The sequence below is a fragment of the Streptomyces clavuligerus genome, assembly GCF_005519465.1.
GTDB lineage: Bacteria > Actinomycetota > Actinomycetes > Streptomycetales > Streptomycetaceae > Streptomyces > Streptomyces clavuligerus.
Map to the genome: position 1 here is coordinate 3,320,515 of NZ_CP027858.1, position 14,362 is coordinate 3,334,876.

At 68.6% G+C, this 14,362-nt stretch carries 11 protein-coding genes; 4 read left to right on the forward strand and 7 right to left on the reverse strand.

Annotated elements, in window-relative coordinates:
• Nucleotides 1-3: 3 nt before the first annotated feature.
• The 7 genes from gyrA to dnaA all read right to left on the reverse strand — a co-directional run bounded on the left by gyrA (nt 4) and on the right by dnaA (nt 11,840).
• Nucleotides 4-2,625 carry a DNA gyrase subunit A gene (gene gyrA, locus CRV15_RS13920; protein WP_003958714.1) on the reverse strand — a complete coding sequence of 874 codons (2,622 nt, stop codon included), beginning with the start codon at nt 2,623-2,625 and terminating at the stop codon, nt 4-6.
• 41 nt (nt 2,626-2,666) lie between these two features.
• The gene (gyrB, locus tag CRV15_RS13925; protein WP_009996841.1) at nt 2,667-4,730 is read right to left on the reverse strand and encodes a DNA topoisomerase (ATP-hydrolyzing) subunit B; all 2,064 of its coding nucleotides are present in this window, start codon (nt 4,728-4,730) and stop codon (nt 2,667-2,669) included.
• Between the two features lie 378 nt (nt 4,731-5,108).
• The gene (locus CRV15_RS13930) at nt 5,109-5,744 is read right to left on the reverse strand and encodes a DciA family protein (RefSeq protein WP_003961109.1); all 636 of its coding nucleotides are present in this window, start codon (nt 5,742-5,744) and stop codon (nt 5,109-5,111) included.
• A complete protein-coding gene (gene recF, locus CRV15_RS13935) occupies nt 5,741-6,886 on the reverse strand; it encodes a DNA replication/repair protein RecF (protein WP_003958717.1) in 1,146 nt (381 codons plus the stop codon). The genes CRV15_RS13930 and recF overlap by 4 nt, the downstream gene beginning before the upstream one ends.
• Nucleotides 6,887-6,920: 34 nt before the next feature.
• Nucleotides 6,921-7,796 (reverse strand): phosphogluconate dehydrogenase (NAD(+)-dependent, decarboxylating), encoded by an 876-nt coding sequence (gnd, locus tag CRV15_RS13940; RefSeq protein ID WP_003958718.1) that lies wholly within the window; start codon nt 7,794-7,796, stop codon nt 6,921-6,923.
• A 134-nt stretch (nt 7,797-7,930) separates the two neighbouring features.
• On the reverse strand, nt 7,931-9,061 hold the full coding sequence (dnaN, locus tag CRV15_RS13945; protein ID WP_003958719.1) for a DNA polymerase III subunit beta: 1,131 nt from the start codon (nt 9,059-9,061) through the stop codon (nt 7,931-7,933).
• A gap of 985 nt (nt 9,062-10,046) precedes the next feature.
• The gene (dnaA, locus tag CRV15_RS13955) at nt 10,047-11,840 is read right to left on the reverse strand and encodes a chromosomal replication initiator protein DnaA (protein ID WP_003961108.1); all 1,794 of its coding nucleotides are present in this window, start codon (nt 11,838-11,840) and stop codon (nt 10,047-10,049) included.
• A gap of 385 nt (nt 11,841-12,225) precedes the next feature.
• On the opposite strand from dnaA, the gene rpmH reads away from it, so the two are divergent.
• From rpmH to yidC, 4 genes are read left to right on the forward strand one after another with little or no spacing between them, the layout of a single operon-like run.
• Entirely contained in the window at nt 12,226-12,363 is a 138-nt protein-coding gene (gene rpmH / locus CRV15_RS13960) for a 50S ribosomal protein L34 (RefSeq protein WP_003956500.1), read from the forward strand.
• Nucleotides 12,364-12,381: 18 nt separating this feature from the next.
• Nucleotides 12,382-12,753 (forward strand): ribonuclease P protein component, encoded by a 372-nt coding sequence (gene rnpA, locus CRV15_RS13965; protein ID WP_003956501.1) that lies wholly within the window; start codon nt 12,382-12,384, stop codon nt 12,751-12,753.
• Entirely contained in the window at nt 12,750-13,109 is a 360-nt protein-coding gene (yidD, locus tag CRV15_RS13970) for a membrane protein insertion efficiency factor YidD (protein ID WP_003956502.1), read from the forward strand. The genes rnpA and yidD overlap by 4 nt, the downstream gene beginning before the upstream one ends.
• A gap of 3 nt (nt 13,110-13,112) precedes the next feature.
• A complete protein-coding gene (gene yidC / locus CRV15_RS13975) occupies nt 13,113-14,360 on the forward strand; it encodes a membrane protein insertase YidC (RefSeq protein WP_003961107.1) in 1,248 nt (415 codons plus the stop codon).
• Nucleotides 14,361-14,362 lie beyond the last annotated feature (2 nt).

The following is a 14,362-nucleotide window of genomic DNA, read 5'->3' on the forward strand; positions in this document are numbered from 1 at the left end:
CTTCTACTCCTCGCGCTCCCCGGCCGAGGGCTCCGTGCCCTCGCCTTCCGACACGGCCGTACCGGTGTCGGTCCCATCAACCACCGCGGCCTCGTCGGTCCCGTCGACCTCGTCGGCCTCATGCCCTGCTTCGGCGTTACGGGCGATACCGACAACGGCATCCCGCTTGCCCAGATTGATCAGTTGGACGCCCATGGTGTCACGGCCCGTCTCCCTGACTTCGTTGACTCGCGTACGAATCACACCGCCGCCGAGGGTGATGGCGAGAATCTCATCGGACTCCTCCACCACCAGCGCGCCCACGAGCGATCCACGGTCTTCAACGATCTTGGCGGCCTTGATACCCAGGCCCCCACGTCCTTGGACGCGATATTCGTCCACCGCGGTTCGCTTCGCGTACCCACCATCTGTGGCGGTGAACACGAACGTACCCGGCCGCACCACATTCATCGAGAGGAGTTCGTCCCCTTCGCGGAAACTCATCCCCTTGACGCCCGAGGTGGCGCGCCCCATCGGGCGCAGCGCCTCGTCCGTCGCGGTGAACCGGATCGACTGGGCCTTCTTGCTGATGAGCAGCAGGTCGTCCGCGGCCGACACCAGCTCGGCGCCGATCAGCTCGTCGGCGGTGCCCTCGGCGCCGTTGTCCGTCTCCCGGAGGTTGATCGCGATGACACCGCCCGAGCGCGGCGAGTCGTAGTCCTTCAGCGGGGTCTTCTTGACCAGGCCGGCCTTGGTGGCGAGCACCAGGTACGGCGCGGCCTCGTAGTCCCGTACGGCGAGGATCTGGGCGATCCGCTCGTCCGGCTGGAAGGCGAGCAGATTGGCCACATGCTGACCCCGCGCGTCCCGGCCCGCGTCCGGCAGCTCGTACGCCTTGGCGCGGTAGACCCGCCCCTTGTTGGTGAAGAAGAGCAGCCAGTGGTGGGTGGTGGAGACGAAGAAGTGGTCGACGATGTCGTCTTCCTTGAGCTTCGTCCCCCGGACGCCCTTGCCGCCGCGCTTCTGCGAGCGGTAGTCGTCCGTCCGGGTGCGCTTCACATAGCCGCCCCGGCTGATGGTGACGACGATGTCCTCCTCGGCGATCAGGTCCTCGATGGACATGTCGCCGTCGAAGGGCACGAGCTGGCTGCGGCGGTCGTCGCCGTACTTCTCGACGATCACGGCCAGCTCTTCGCTGACGATCCGGCGCTGCTTCTCCGGCGAGGCCAGGATCGCGTTGTACTCGTTGATCTTCTCCTGGAGCTCGGCGTGCTCCTGGAGGATCTTCTGGCGCTCCAGCGCGGCCAGCCGGCGGAGCTGCATCTCCAGGATGGCGTTGGCCTGGACCTCGTCGATGGAGAGCAGGTCCATCAGGCCCGCGCGGGCGATCTCGACCGTGTCGCTGCGCCGGATCAGCGCGATGACCTCGTCGATGGAGTCCAGCGCCTTGAGCAGACCGCGCAGGATGTGCGCCCGCTCCTCCGCCTTGCGCAGCCGGAACCGCGTCCGCCGGACGACGACCTCGATCTGGTGGGTCACCCAGTGGCGGATGAAGGCGTCCAGCGACAGGGTGCGCGGCACCCCGTCGACCAGCGCCAGCATGTTCGCGCCGAAGTTGGTCTGGAGGTCGGTGTGCTTGTACAGGTTGTTGAGCACGACCTTGGCGACCGCGTCGCGCTTGAGCACGATGACCAGCCGCTGACCGGTGCGGGAGGAGGTCTCGTCGCGGACGTCGGCGATGCCGCCGATCCTGCCGTCCTTCACCAGGTCGGCGATCTTCTGCGCGAGGTTGTCCGGGTTGACCTGGTACGGCAGCTCCGTGACCACCAGGCACTGGCGGTTCTGGATCTCCTCGACCTCGACCACCGCGCGCATGGTGATGGAGCCGCGGCCGGTCCGGTACGCCTCCTCGATGCCCTTGCGGCCCACGACCAGGGCGCCGGTCGGGAAGTCCGGGCCCTTGATCCGCTCGATCAGCGCGTCCAGCAGCTCCTCGTGGGAGGACTCCGGGTGCTCCAGCGCCCACTGGGCACCGGCCGCGACCTCGCGCAGATTGTGCGGCGGGATATTGGTCGCCATCCCGACCGCGATCCCCGCCGAGCCGTTGACCAGCAGGTTCGGGATACGGGCCGGGAGGACGGTCGGCTCCTGGTTCCGGCCGTCGTAGTTGTCCTGGAAGTCGACGGTGTCCTCGTCGATGTCCCGCAGCATCTCCATCGAGAGCGGCGCCATCTTGCACTCGGTGTAGCGCATGGCGGCGGCGGGGTCATTGCCCGGGGAGCCGAAGTTTCCGTTGGAGTCGACGAGCGGCATCCGCATGGACCACGGCTGCGCCAGTCGCACCAGGGCGTCGTAGATCGAGGTGTCGCCGTGCGGGTGGTAGGTACCCATGACGTCACCGACGACACGGGCGCACTTGTAGAAGCCCTTCTCGGGCCGGTAGCCGCCGTCGTACATCGCGTAGAGCACCCGGCGGTGGACGGGCTTGAGGCCGTCCCGTACATCGGGCAGCGCGCGCGACACGATGACGGACATCGCGTAGTCGAGGTAGGAGCGCTGCATCTCGGTTTCGAGCCCGACGGGCTCGATACGCATCTGCGGCTGCTCTTCTTCCGCGGCGGCGGGGGTGGAGGTCTCGTCGGCCATTGCTGGTCTTCAGTCCTTTCGTGCGGTCAGCAGAGACCGACTCAGATGTCGAGGAAGCGGACGTCCTTGGCGTTGCGCTGGATGAAGGAGCGCCGGGCCTCGACGTCCTCACCCATCAGCACCGAGAACAGGTCGTCGGCCTGGGCGGCGTCGTCCAGCGTGACCTGGCCGAGCACCCGGTGCTCGACGTCCATGGTGGTGACGCGCAGTTCCTCGGCGTTCATCTCGCCCAGACCCTTGAAGCGCTGGATCGAGTCCTCGCGAATCCGCTTGCCCTGCTGCTTGCCCAGCTCGACCAGGGCGTCGCGCTCACGGTCGGAGTAGGCGTACTCGAAGTCGTCCCGGCCCCACTTGATCTTGTAGAGCGGCGGGCGGGAGAGGAAGACATGCCCGGCCTCGACCAGCGGACGCATGAAGCGGAAGAGGAAGGTCAGCAGCAGGGTGTTGATGTGCTGACCGTCGACGTCGGCGTCCGCCATCAGGATGATCTTGTGATAGCGGAGCTTCTCGATGTCGAAGTCCTCGTGGATACCGGTGCCGAAGGCGGAGATCAGCGCCTGGACCTCGGTGTTCTGGAGGATCTTGTCGATCCGCGCCTTCTCGACGTTCAGGATCTTGCCGCGGATGGGCAGGATGGCCTGGTACATCGGGTTGCGGCCGGACTTCGCCGAGCCACCGGCGGAGTCACCCTCGACGATGAAGATCTCGCACTTGGTGGGGTCGTTGGACTGGCAGTCGCTGAGCTTTCCGGGCAGCGAGGCCGACTCCAGCAGACCCTTGCGCCGGGTGAGGTCACGGGCCTTGCGGGCGGCGACCCGGGCCGTCTGCGCCTGGATGGCCTTGCGGACGATGTCCGCCGCCTCGTTCGGGTTGCGGTCGAACCAGTCGGTCAGGTGCTCGTGCACGACCTTCTGGACAAAGGTCTTCGCCTCGGTGTTGCCCAGCTTGGTCTTGGTCTGGCCCTCGAACTGCGGCTCGCCCAGCTTGACCGAGATGATCGCGGTCAGACCCTCGCGGATGTCCTCGCCGGAGAGGTTGTCGTCCTTCTCCCGGAGCAGCTTCTTGTCCCGGGCGTAACGATTGACCAGACCGGTGAGCGCGGCGCGGAAGCCCTCCTCGTGGGTACCGCCCTCATGGGTGTGGATCGTGTTCGCGAAGGAGTACACACCCTCGGTGTACTGCGAGTTCCACTGCATCGCGATCTCGACCGAGAGCATCCGCTCCTTGTCCTCGGCCTCGATGTCGATCACGGTGGGGTGGATCAGCTCACCCTTGCGCGAGTTCAGGTACTTCACGAAGTCGACGATGCCGCCCTCGTAGTAGTACGTGACCGTGCGGACCTGCTCCTGCTCCGCCTCCTCGGCGGTGTCGGCGCCGGACGTCGCCTTGGCCGACTCGCGCTCGTCGGTCAGCGTCAGGGTCAGGCCCTTGTTGAGGAAGGCCATCTCCTGGAAGCGGCGCGACAGCGTCTCGAAGGAGTACTCGGTGGTCTCGAAGATGTCGCCGTCGGCCCAGAAGGTGACCGAGGTGCCCGTCTCCGCCGTCTCCTCGTTCCGCGCCAGGGGGGCGGTGGGGACGCCGAGCTTGTAGTCCTGGGTCCAGCGGTAGCCGTCCGTCTTGACGTCGACGGCGACCTTGGTCGACAGGGCGTTCACCACGGAGACGCCGACGCCGTGCAGACCGCCGGAGACCGCGTAGCCGCCGCCGCCGAACTTGCCGCCCGCGTGCAGGACCGTGAGCACGACCTCGACGGCGGGCTTGTTCTCCGAGGGGACGATGCCCACAGGGATGCCACGGCCGTTGTCGACGACCCGGACACCGCCGTCGGCCAGGATCGTCACCTGGATCGTGTCCGCGTGCCCGGCCAGAGCCTCGTCGACGGAGTTGTCGACGACCTCGTACACCAGGTGATGAAGCCCACGCTCACCGGTCGAGCCGATGTACATGCCGGGGCGCTTGCGGACCGCGTCCAACCCTTCGAGGACGGTGATCGCGCTGGCGTCGTACGAGGCGGTGACCTCACCCGACGAGCCGACGGGGGTGGACGGGTTGTTCTCGTTGGGGTTGCCGGAATCGGCCACGAAGCGCCCTTTCTGGCACAGCACAAGCCGTTCTCCGGGCATGCGGGAGCGGCTGCGTCGTTCGACATGTTCCGCAAGGTGGCGGGATTGTCCACCAGTCTACCGGTACCACTGACACGAATGGGGGTTTGCCGGTAGCTGAGTCCGCATGTGCCGCCCTCAACCCCGTCGGTCCGACTCCCCATATCCGGGAAGGGGCTCCAGGAGGCTCACACGGGCGTTGAGCGCTTTGGCCTGTCAATGGGCGAAACCGGTGACGCACCTATCACGGAACGGGGTCCGGCGCGAGGAGACACGGCTGCCCCCGCACGGCTGAATCGATCATTCCGCAGGGACGGGCCGTGGCTGAAAACTCATCGAACCTTAAGAAAGATGGGCAAATCGACACCGGGGGGCAGAGGCTCAGCCATAGGTGTCGCCCGGGCCCCTGCTGCCCGGCGCGCGCAGCGGGCCGTACCCCTTCTTCGGGGCCCCGGGACCCAGCACCTTGATCATCCGTACGGTGCCTGGCCCCAGGTCCTCGTTGAGCCGGGCCACCAGCCGGGGGGCCAGCAGTCGGAGCTGCGTCGCCCACGCCGTGGAGTCGCACTGCACGGTCAGCACCCGCTCGTCCGGGGCCTCGTCGTACCGCAGCGGGACACAGTGCTTGGCCAGGTCCTCGCCGACGATCTGGGGCCAGCGGCCCATCACCCCGCCCACCGCCGCCGGGGTCTCCCAGCCGCGCTCGGCGAGCAGCCGATGGATCGCCGCACCGAGCGGCAGCGGGTCACGACCGTCGGCGCGCGCGCCGGAGCGAAGCCCTCCGCCCCTTCTGGCCTGGCGCTTCTCCTGGGCCGCCGCGCCGCGCGCGCGGGCCTGCTCCTTGGCCGCGCGCAGGGCGACGCGGGCGAGGTCCACACCGGAGGAAGCGGCCCCGGGGACCGGGGACGCCGTCGTGGACGCGGGACCCACCGGCTCCGCGGGGGACGCGGCGGAACGGGATGCACCGGGTCCGCCGGGTGCCCCCGCCCCGGGTCCGGTGGAGGGGACGCCGTTCATACCCGTGTCACCTCTCCACCGGAGACCGCGTACCGCGCGCCGCTGAGCACTTGGGGCACATCGTCGTCCACCGCCGCCGTGACAAGGACCTGCTCGCCCGGAGCGACCAGTTCCGCCAGCCGCTCGCGCCGTTTGGCGTCCAGCTCGGCGAAGACGTCGTCCAGCACGAGCACCGGTTCATGGCCCTCGGAACGCAGCAGCTCGTACGAGGCCAGCCGCAGCGCCAGCGCGTACGACCAGGACTCGCCGTGGCTCGCGTACCCCTTCGCGGGCAGCTCACCCAGCTTCAGCAGCAGCTCGTCCCGGTGCGGTCCGACGAGGGTGACCCCGCGTTCGATCTCCTGCTTGCGGGCCTCGCCGAGCGCTTCGAGCAGCAGCCCGTACAGCTCCTCGCGGCCCTCGGCACCGTCCTCCGGCGGGGCGGTGGCACCGGCGGAGGAACGGTATTCCAGCTCCAGCGGTCCGCCGCCCGGGGCCAGCGACTCGTACGCCTTGTCCGCCAGCGGGCGCAGGGTGGCCACCAGGTCGAGCCGCCGGGCCAGCAGCTCCGCGCCGACCCGGGCCAGATGCTGGTCCCAGACGTCCAGCGTGGACAGGTCCGCGCCGGACCGGCTCCCGCCGTGCCGCCGGGCCAGGGCCGCGGACTTCAGCAGGGTGTTGCGCTGCTTGAGCACCCGCTCGTAGTCGGAGCGGACGCCCGCCATCCGGGGTGAGCGCGCGGTGATCAGTTCGTCGAGGAAGCGGCGGCGGTCGCCCGGGTCGCCCTTCACCAGCGCCAGATCCTCCGGCGCGAACAGCACCGTCCGTACGATCCCCAGCGCGTCCCGCGGCCTGACCTGCGAGGACCGATTGATCCTGGCCCGGTTGGCCCGGCCCGGGTTCAGCTCCAGCTCAATGAGCTGGGAGCGGTCCCCCTGGGTGACGGCGGCCCTGATCACCGCGCGCTGGGCACCGGCCCGGACCAGGGGCGCGTCCGACGCGACCCGGTGGCTGGCGAGTGTGGCCAGATAGCCGACCGCCTCCACCAGATTGGTCTTGCCCTGCCCGTTCGCCCCCACGAACGAGCTGACGCCCGGGCCGAGCGGGACCTCGACCCGGGCGTACGAACGGAAGTCGGCCAGCGACAGATGCGTGACATGCATGGATCTCGCCGACCTCCCCCGGCTGAAGGGTGTGTTACTTGGTCTCCACCGCGTGGCCGCCGAACTGGTTGCGCAGCGCGGCGATCATCTTCATCTGCGGGGAGTCGTCCTGACGGGAGGCGAACCGCGCGAACAGCGAGGCGGTGATCGCGGGCAGCGGCACGGCGTTGTCGATGGCGGCCTCGACCGTCCACCGGCCCTCGCCGCTGTCCTCGGCGTAGCCGCGCAGCTTGTCCAGGTGCTCGTCCTCGTCCAGGGCGTTGACCGCGAGGTCGAGCAGCCAGGAGCGGATGACGGTGCCCTCCTGCCAGGAGCGGAAGACCTCGCGCACATCGGTGACGGAGTCGACCTTCTCCAGCAGCTCCCAGCCCTCGGCGTACGCCTGCATCATGGCGTACTCGATGCCGTTGTGGACCATCTTCGCGAAGTGCCCGGCGCCGACCTTGCCCGCGTGGACGGAGCCGTAGGGGCCGGACGGCTTGAGCGCGTCGAAGACCGGCTGCACCTGGGCGACGTGCTCGGGGGCACCGCCGTACATCAGCGCGTAGCCGTTCTCCAGGCCCCAGACACCGCCGGAGACACCGCAGTCCACAAAGCCGATGCCCTTGATGCCCAGCTCGACGGCGTGGCGCTCGTCCTCGGTCCAGCGGGAGTTGCCGCCGTCCACGACGATGTCGCCGGGGGAGAGCAGCTCGGCCAGCTCGTCGATGGTGGACTGGGTCGCGGCTCCGGCCGGGACCATCACCCACACCACCCGGGGGCCCTCCAGGCTGTCCACAAGCTCCTGGAGGCTGTGGACATCGGAGATGTCCGGGTTGCGGTCGTAGCCGATGACGGTGTGGCCCGCGCGGCGGATGCGCTCGCGCATGTTGCCGCCCATTTTCCCGAGGCCGACGAGGCCGAGCTGCATCTCATGTCCTTAAGCGTCGTGGTGCGTGAACGGTTCCGAGCCTACGCCGGGGTGTGCCGTACAGCCCGACGGGCCTGCCCGGGTGGGGACAGGCCCGTCGTCGGCCGAACGCGCTCCGGCGCCCCCGCGGGGGCTCAGCCCGAGAGTCGTACGGGCATGATCAGGTACTTGTACGCCTCGTCCGCCTCGGCGTCCACGGCGGGCTTGCCGCTGAGCAGCGCGGGCTTGGTCGAGGTGGTGAACGAGAGCTGGGCGACCGGGGAGTCGATCGCGCTCAGCCCGTCGAGCAGGAAGGTCGGGTTGAAGGCGATGGAGATGTCGTCGCCCTCCAGGTGCGCGTCGACGCGCTCCACAGCCTGTGCGTCGTCGCTGGAGCCTGCCTCCAGGATCAGCACACCCTGCTCGAAGCTCAGCCGGACCGGGGTGTTCCGCTCGGCGACGAGGGCCACGCGCTTGACGGCCTCGACGAACGGCGCGGTCTCGATGACCGCCACCGAGTTGAACTCGGTCGGGAAGAGCGTGCGGTACTTCGGCAGATCGCCTTCGAGCAGCCGGGTGGTGGTGCGGCGGCCCGCGCCCTCGAAACCGATCAGGCCCTCGCCCTTGCCGGAGCCGGAGAGCGCGAGAGTGACCGTGTCACCGCTGGTCAGCGACTTGGCGGTGTCGAGCAGCGTCTTCGCGGGCACCAGTGCGACGGCGGACGCCTCCGGGTTCTCCGGCTTCCACAGGAACTCGCGGACGGCGAAGCGGTAGCGGTCGGTGGAGGCGAGGGTGACGGTGTCGCCCTCGATCTCGATCCGCACACCGGTGAGCACCGGGAGGGTGTCGTCCCGTCCGGCGGCGATGGCGACCTGGGCGGCGGCGGAGGCGAAGACCTCACCGGGCACGGTGCCGGTCGCGGTCGGCATCTCCGGCAGCGCCGGGTACTCCTCCACCGGCAGGGTGTGGAGGGTGAAGCGGGAGGAGCCGCAGACCACGGTCGCCCGTACACCGTCTGTGGAAATCTCCACGGGGCGGTTGGGGAGGGCGCGGCAGATGTCGGCGAGAAGGCGGCCGGAGACCAGGACCGTGCCGTCCTCGTCGACCTCGGCCTCGACGGAGACGCGGGCGGAGACCTCGTAGTCGAAGCTGGAGAAGCTGAGGGCGCCGTCCTCCGCCTTCAGCAGCAGGCCCGCGAGCACGGGCGCCGGCGGACGGGCCGGGAGGCTCCGGGCCACCCAGGCCACCGCCTCCGCGAGTACATCGCGCTCAACCCGGATCTTCACCGGAAACCGCCTCCTGCTGTTGCTGGCTCGCCTTGCTGGCCTTCTCGTCGGCTGTGTTGCCGGGGACCAGTCTGACGCACCGCACTGACAGTCGGCACGGGTCGGGGTCAAGTCGTGCCCCAGGGTGTCGCGGCTCGGGGAGGCGAGTTGTCCACAGTCCCCACTTCGAAGCGATTTCCCCGGTAACTCTATGTGGGAGTAGTAGTAGGGCCTGTGGATACCGTGGATAACCCCGTTTTCGCAGGTCAGAGGCGGTTTTTTATCCACTGCCCCTGGGGATGGAGCCGGTGGACAACCGGGGGTTCCTGTGGACAGCGAAAAGTTCTGCACAGGCCATGCACAGCCCACGGGGAGTTCTCCCCAGCTGTGTCCCCAGTTTTACCCCGGTTCCCCACAGCCCAACCCCGCGCATCGGTGTGACGCCTTTCACTCGACACGGTGAGAGGGGCCTGGACGTTGCCGAACAGTGGACAAGGCTGTGGAGAAGCTGTGGGCAACTGCCTCCAGCCTGGGGACGGGCGGTGGACAACCGCGCGGGCCCCCTGTGGACGCCCGCTCTGTCCACGGGCTGTGGATCACGGTTTGCCACAATTCCACAGGCACCTGACCTGGTGTGATGATCTTTCCCCAGGCGCACCTGTGGACAGCGTCTGGACAACTTTTGAGTCCCCAGGCTGTGGACGGTGGATTTCCGCCCGACCTGTGGAGAACACGGTGACACACCTCCCTAATCGAACATCGCCAAGCCGGTGGGGCGGTCGACCACGGCGGCGGAGGACATGAGAAGTGCCCCGGGAGGGGCTCCCGGGGCACTGCGGACGGGGGTCGAGGACGGCACGCGGGACGCCGCGGGCGGGGGTGTACGGGGCCGCGCGGGCGGACGCGACGGCGAGGGCGCCGAGGGGGCGGACGCGACGCCGAGGGGCGGCGAAGGGCGCCGTAGCGCACCGTACGGCCGCTGAGGGGCCGCTGAGGGGCCCCGGGGTCAGCCGTTCTTGATGCGGTTGGTCAGCTCGGTGACCTGGTTGTAGATCGAGCGCCGCTCGGCCATCAGCGCGCGGATCTTCCGGTCCGCGTGCATCACGGTCGTATGGTCGCGCCCGCCGAACTGCGCCCCGATCTTCGGCAGCGACAGATCCGTCAGCTCACGGCAGAGGTACATGGCGATCTGCCGGGCGGTGACCAGGACCCGGCTGCGGGAGGAGCCGCACAGGTCCTCCACCGTCAGACCGAAGTAGTCCGCCGTCGCCGCCATGATCGCGCCCGCGGTGATCTCCGGAGCGCTGTCCTCGCCGCCGGGGATCAGATCCTTCAGCACGATCTCGGTGAGCCCCAGATCCACCGGCTGCCGGTTGAGCGAGGCGAAGGCCGTCACCCGGATCAGCGCGCCCTCCAGCTCACGGATGTTGCGCGAGATCCGCGAGGCGATGAACTCCAGCACCTCCGGCGGCGCGTTCAACTGCTCCTGGACCGCCTTCTTGCGCAGGATCGCGATTCGCGTCTCCAGCTCCGGCGGCTGCACATCGGTGGTCAGCCCCCACTCGAAGCGGTTTCGGAGCCGGTCCTCCAGCGTCATGAGCTGCTTGGGCGGCCGGTCGGAGGAGAGCACGATCTGCTTGTTGGCGTTGTGGAGCGTGTTGAACGTGTGGAAGAACTCCTCCTGCGTCGACTCCTTGCTCGCCAGGAACTGGATGTCGTCGACGAGCAGGATGTCCACATCGCGGTACCGCTTGCGGAAGGCGTCGCCCTTGCCGTCGCGGATCGAGTTGATGAACTCGTTGGTGAACTCCTCCGAGCTGACGTACCGCACCCGGGTCCCCGGGTAGAGGCTGCGCGCGTAGTGCCCGATGGCGTGGAGGAGATGGGTCTTCCCGAGCCCGGACTCCCCATAGATGAAGAGCGGGTTGTACGCCTTCGCGGGGGCCTCCGCGACCGCGACGGCCGCGGCGTGCGCGAAGCGGTTGGACGCGCCGATCACAAAGGTGTCGAAGAGGTACTTCGGGTTCAGCCGGGCGTGCGGCTCCCCGGGGCCGGAGGCCGCCGGGGACGGTGACCCGAGCGGGCCGGGGCCCGTGCCGCCGGTGCCGCGGTGCGGTGCGGCGGGGGCGGGCAGCTCGCGGCGGTCCGGGCGCTGCTCGTACCCGGGGCGCTCGGCGGGGGGCTGCGGGGAGCGGTAGTCGTGCGGGGTCCGGTCCGGCCGCGCCGTGGCGTACGGGTCCCGGTCCTGGAAGGTCTCCCGCTCCTGGTACGCGTCCCGCTCCGGGAAGCCGCCGAGCCGGGGCTGCTGCCAGGACAGGTCCTCCTGCGCGCGCGGCCAGGCGCCGGGCTCGGGGCGCTGCTGCTGGTACTCCGGGTAGACGGGCCGGATCTCCGGCAGCCCCTCGTCGGCCGCGCGATGCCCGTACCCTCCGTACGGGTCCGGCTGCGGCGGGTACCCCGGTGCCTCGTCGTGCTGGGGGTAGGCGGACGGCTGGGGAGCGGTCTCCTGCGGTGCCGGTGCTCCGGCGGCGGAGTCGTCGACGGTGATCGCGATCCGGATCGGACCGCCGCACTCGCGGCTCAGCGTCTCGCTGATCAGCGGGGCGAGCCGGCCTTCGAGGACCCGCTTGCCCCACTCATTGGGAACGGAGAGCAGCGCCGTGCCCGCGACCAGGGCCAGCGGGCGGCAGCGCTCGATCCACTGCTTGTCCTTCGGCTCGATGCCCGCCCGGCCCTCCGCGAGCAGGTGCTCCAGAACGCGCGGCCACACTGCGGCAAGATCGGCAGGTACGTCAGCCACAGGGCACGCTCTCTCGCAGGTCCCACGAATGTGTGGTTCTCGGGACGGGGGGATGGAGTGGGGGAGTCCGACCGGGAAGGGACAGAAAGGAAAAGTTCCGGAGTCCAGCCACGGTAGTCAGGCCGACCCGCGCGGTTCAAGTTGTTGTCCACAGGCTGTGCACAGTGGCCCCCGCCGTCGCCCTGGTTTGACCGGATGGCGTAGCCGCGCGTACCGTAACCAGGTCGAGTTGTCGATGGCTGCTGCCGCCTGCCTCCGATGGGCAAAGATCACACCCTGTGATTGTGAAGCGGTGCACTCGGGCGTAGACGCGAGCTTCCTCGTGGGCGCACGGTGACAGCCAGGCGATGCCCCGCCATCTACGAGTCACTACTGGAGCCCCCGAGTGAGCAAGCGCACCTTCCAGCCGAACAACCGTCGTCGGGCCAAGACCCACGGTTTCCGTCTGCGCATGCGTACCCGCGCCGGCCGCGCGATTCTCGCGTCTCGCCGCAGCAAGGGTCGCGCCCGCCTGTCCGCCTGATCGCGTACAGGTCATGACGTGCTGCCTACCGAGAATCGGCTGAGGCGGCGCGAGGACTTCGCGACCGCGGTACGGCGAGGACGACGGGCCGGACGCCCGTTGCTGGTCGTCCATCTACGAAGCGGTTCACCGGACCCGCACGCGCCTGGGGAGAGCGCTCCCCCGACGTGTGCGGGTTTCGTCGTGAGCAAGGCAGTAGGTGGAGCGGTCGTTCGCAACCAGGTCAAACGCAGGCTGCGGCACCTCATACGCGACCGGCTGGCGGCGCTGCCCCCCGGTAGCCTGGTGGTCGTACGGGCGCTGCCCGGAGCGGGTGACGCCGATCATCAACAGCTGGCCCAAGACCTGGATGCCGCCCTCCAGCGGCTGCTGGGAGGGGGCGCGCGATGAAGTACCCGCTGCTGGCCCTGATCAAGCTGTACCAGTGGACGATCAGTCCCCTGCTGGGACCCGTCTGCCGGTACTACCCGTCGTGTTCCCACTACGGATACACGGCCATCGACCGGCACGGCGCGGTCAAAGGCACGGTGCTGACCGCGTGGCGAATCCTGCGGTGCAACCCGTGGTCGCCCGGCGGTGTGGACCATGTGCCGCCCCGTAGGCGTCCGCGCTGGCACGAAACGCTGCGTGATGCCCTGCGGGGCAACAAGGGCGGGACCTCCGCCGCCGATATGCCTAACTGGGGATCGGTCACCGAGCTCCCGAGTCCGGCCGCAGAGACCTCGCCCAATGCTCAAGGAGCCTGATTAGTGGACACGATTGCCAGTCTCTTCAGCTTTATCACCACACCCGTTTCGTGGATCATCGTCCAGTTCCACAAGCTCTACGGGGCGATGTTCGGCCCCGACACGGGCTGGGCCTGGGGACTGTCGATCGTCTCGCTCGTGGTCCTGATCCGTATCTGTCTGATCCCGCTTTTTGTGAAGCAGATCAAGTCGATGCGGAACATGCAGGCGCTCCAGCCGAAGATGAAGGCGATCCAGGAGCGCTACAAGAACGACCGGCAGCGTCAGTCCGAAGAGATGATGAAGCTGTACAAGGAGACGGGGACCAACCCCCTCTCCTCGTGTCTGCCGATTCTGGCGCAGTCGCCCTTCTTCTTCGCGCTGTACTACGTCCTCTCCAACATCGCCTCCGGCAAGACCGTCGGTGTGATCAACGAGTCGCTGCTCGAAAGCGCTCGACAGGCCCATATCTTCGGTGCCCCCCTGGCCGCGAAGTTCATGGACAGCGAGGCCAAGGTCGCCTCCCTGGACGCCTCGCTGACCACGGTCCGCATCGTCACCGCGGTCATGATCGTCCTGATGTCGGCGTCGCAGTTCTACACCCAGCGCCAGCTGATGCAGAAGAACGTCGACCTCTCGGTCAAGACGCCGTACATGCAGCAGCAGAAGATGCTGATGTACATCTTCCCGGTCATCTTCGCCGTGATGGGCATCAACTTCCCCGTCGGCGTTCTCGTCTACTGGCTGACCACCAATGTGTGGACCATGGGCCAGCAGATGTATGTGATCAACCAGAACCCGACCCCGGGCAGCAAGGCCCAGGACGAGTATCTGCACCGTCTGCTCAAGGCCGTCTCCACCCGGGGTGAAGTGCACTCCCGGCGTCGGCGCAAGGTCGTCCAGGACATCGTCGCCAAGGGCTCGAACCGCAACGACAACGAGCGCAAGTTCATCAGCGGTCTCGCGAAGGCCGGTTTCGTCGCGCAGGCCGACGGCACGGTGGCCCGCGGTGAGGAGACGGCGGCCGAGACCGGCGGTGCCGCCGCCCGGCGCCAGCAGCCCAAGCGGCAGACGAAGGCGCAGCGTGCCCAGACCGGTACGAAGGCGTCCGCCGACGACTCCGAGACGGTCTCGCTGGAGAAGGACGAGCAGGACACCGAGCAGGACACCCAGCCGAAGACTCCCGGCAAGCCCGCCGGCCGCCAGCAGCCCAAGAAGGCCGGACCGCGCAAGGGCCAGCAGCGACCCAAGCACCCGTCCTCCAAGAAGTAAGA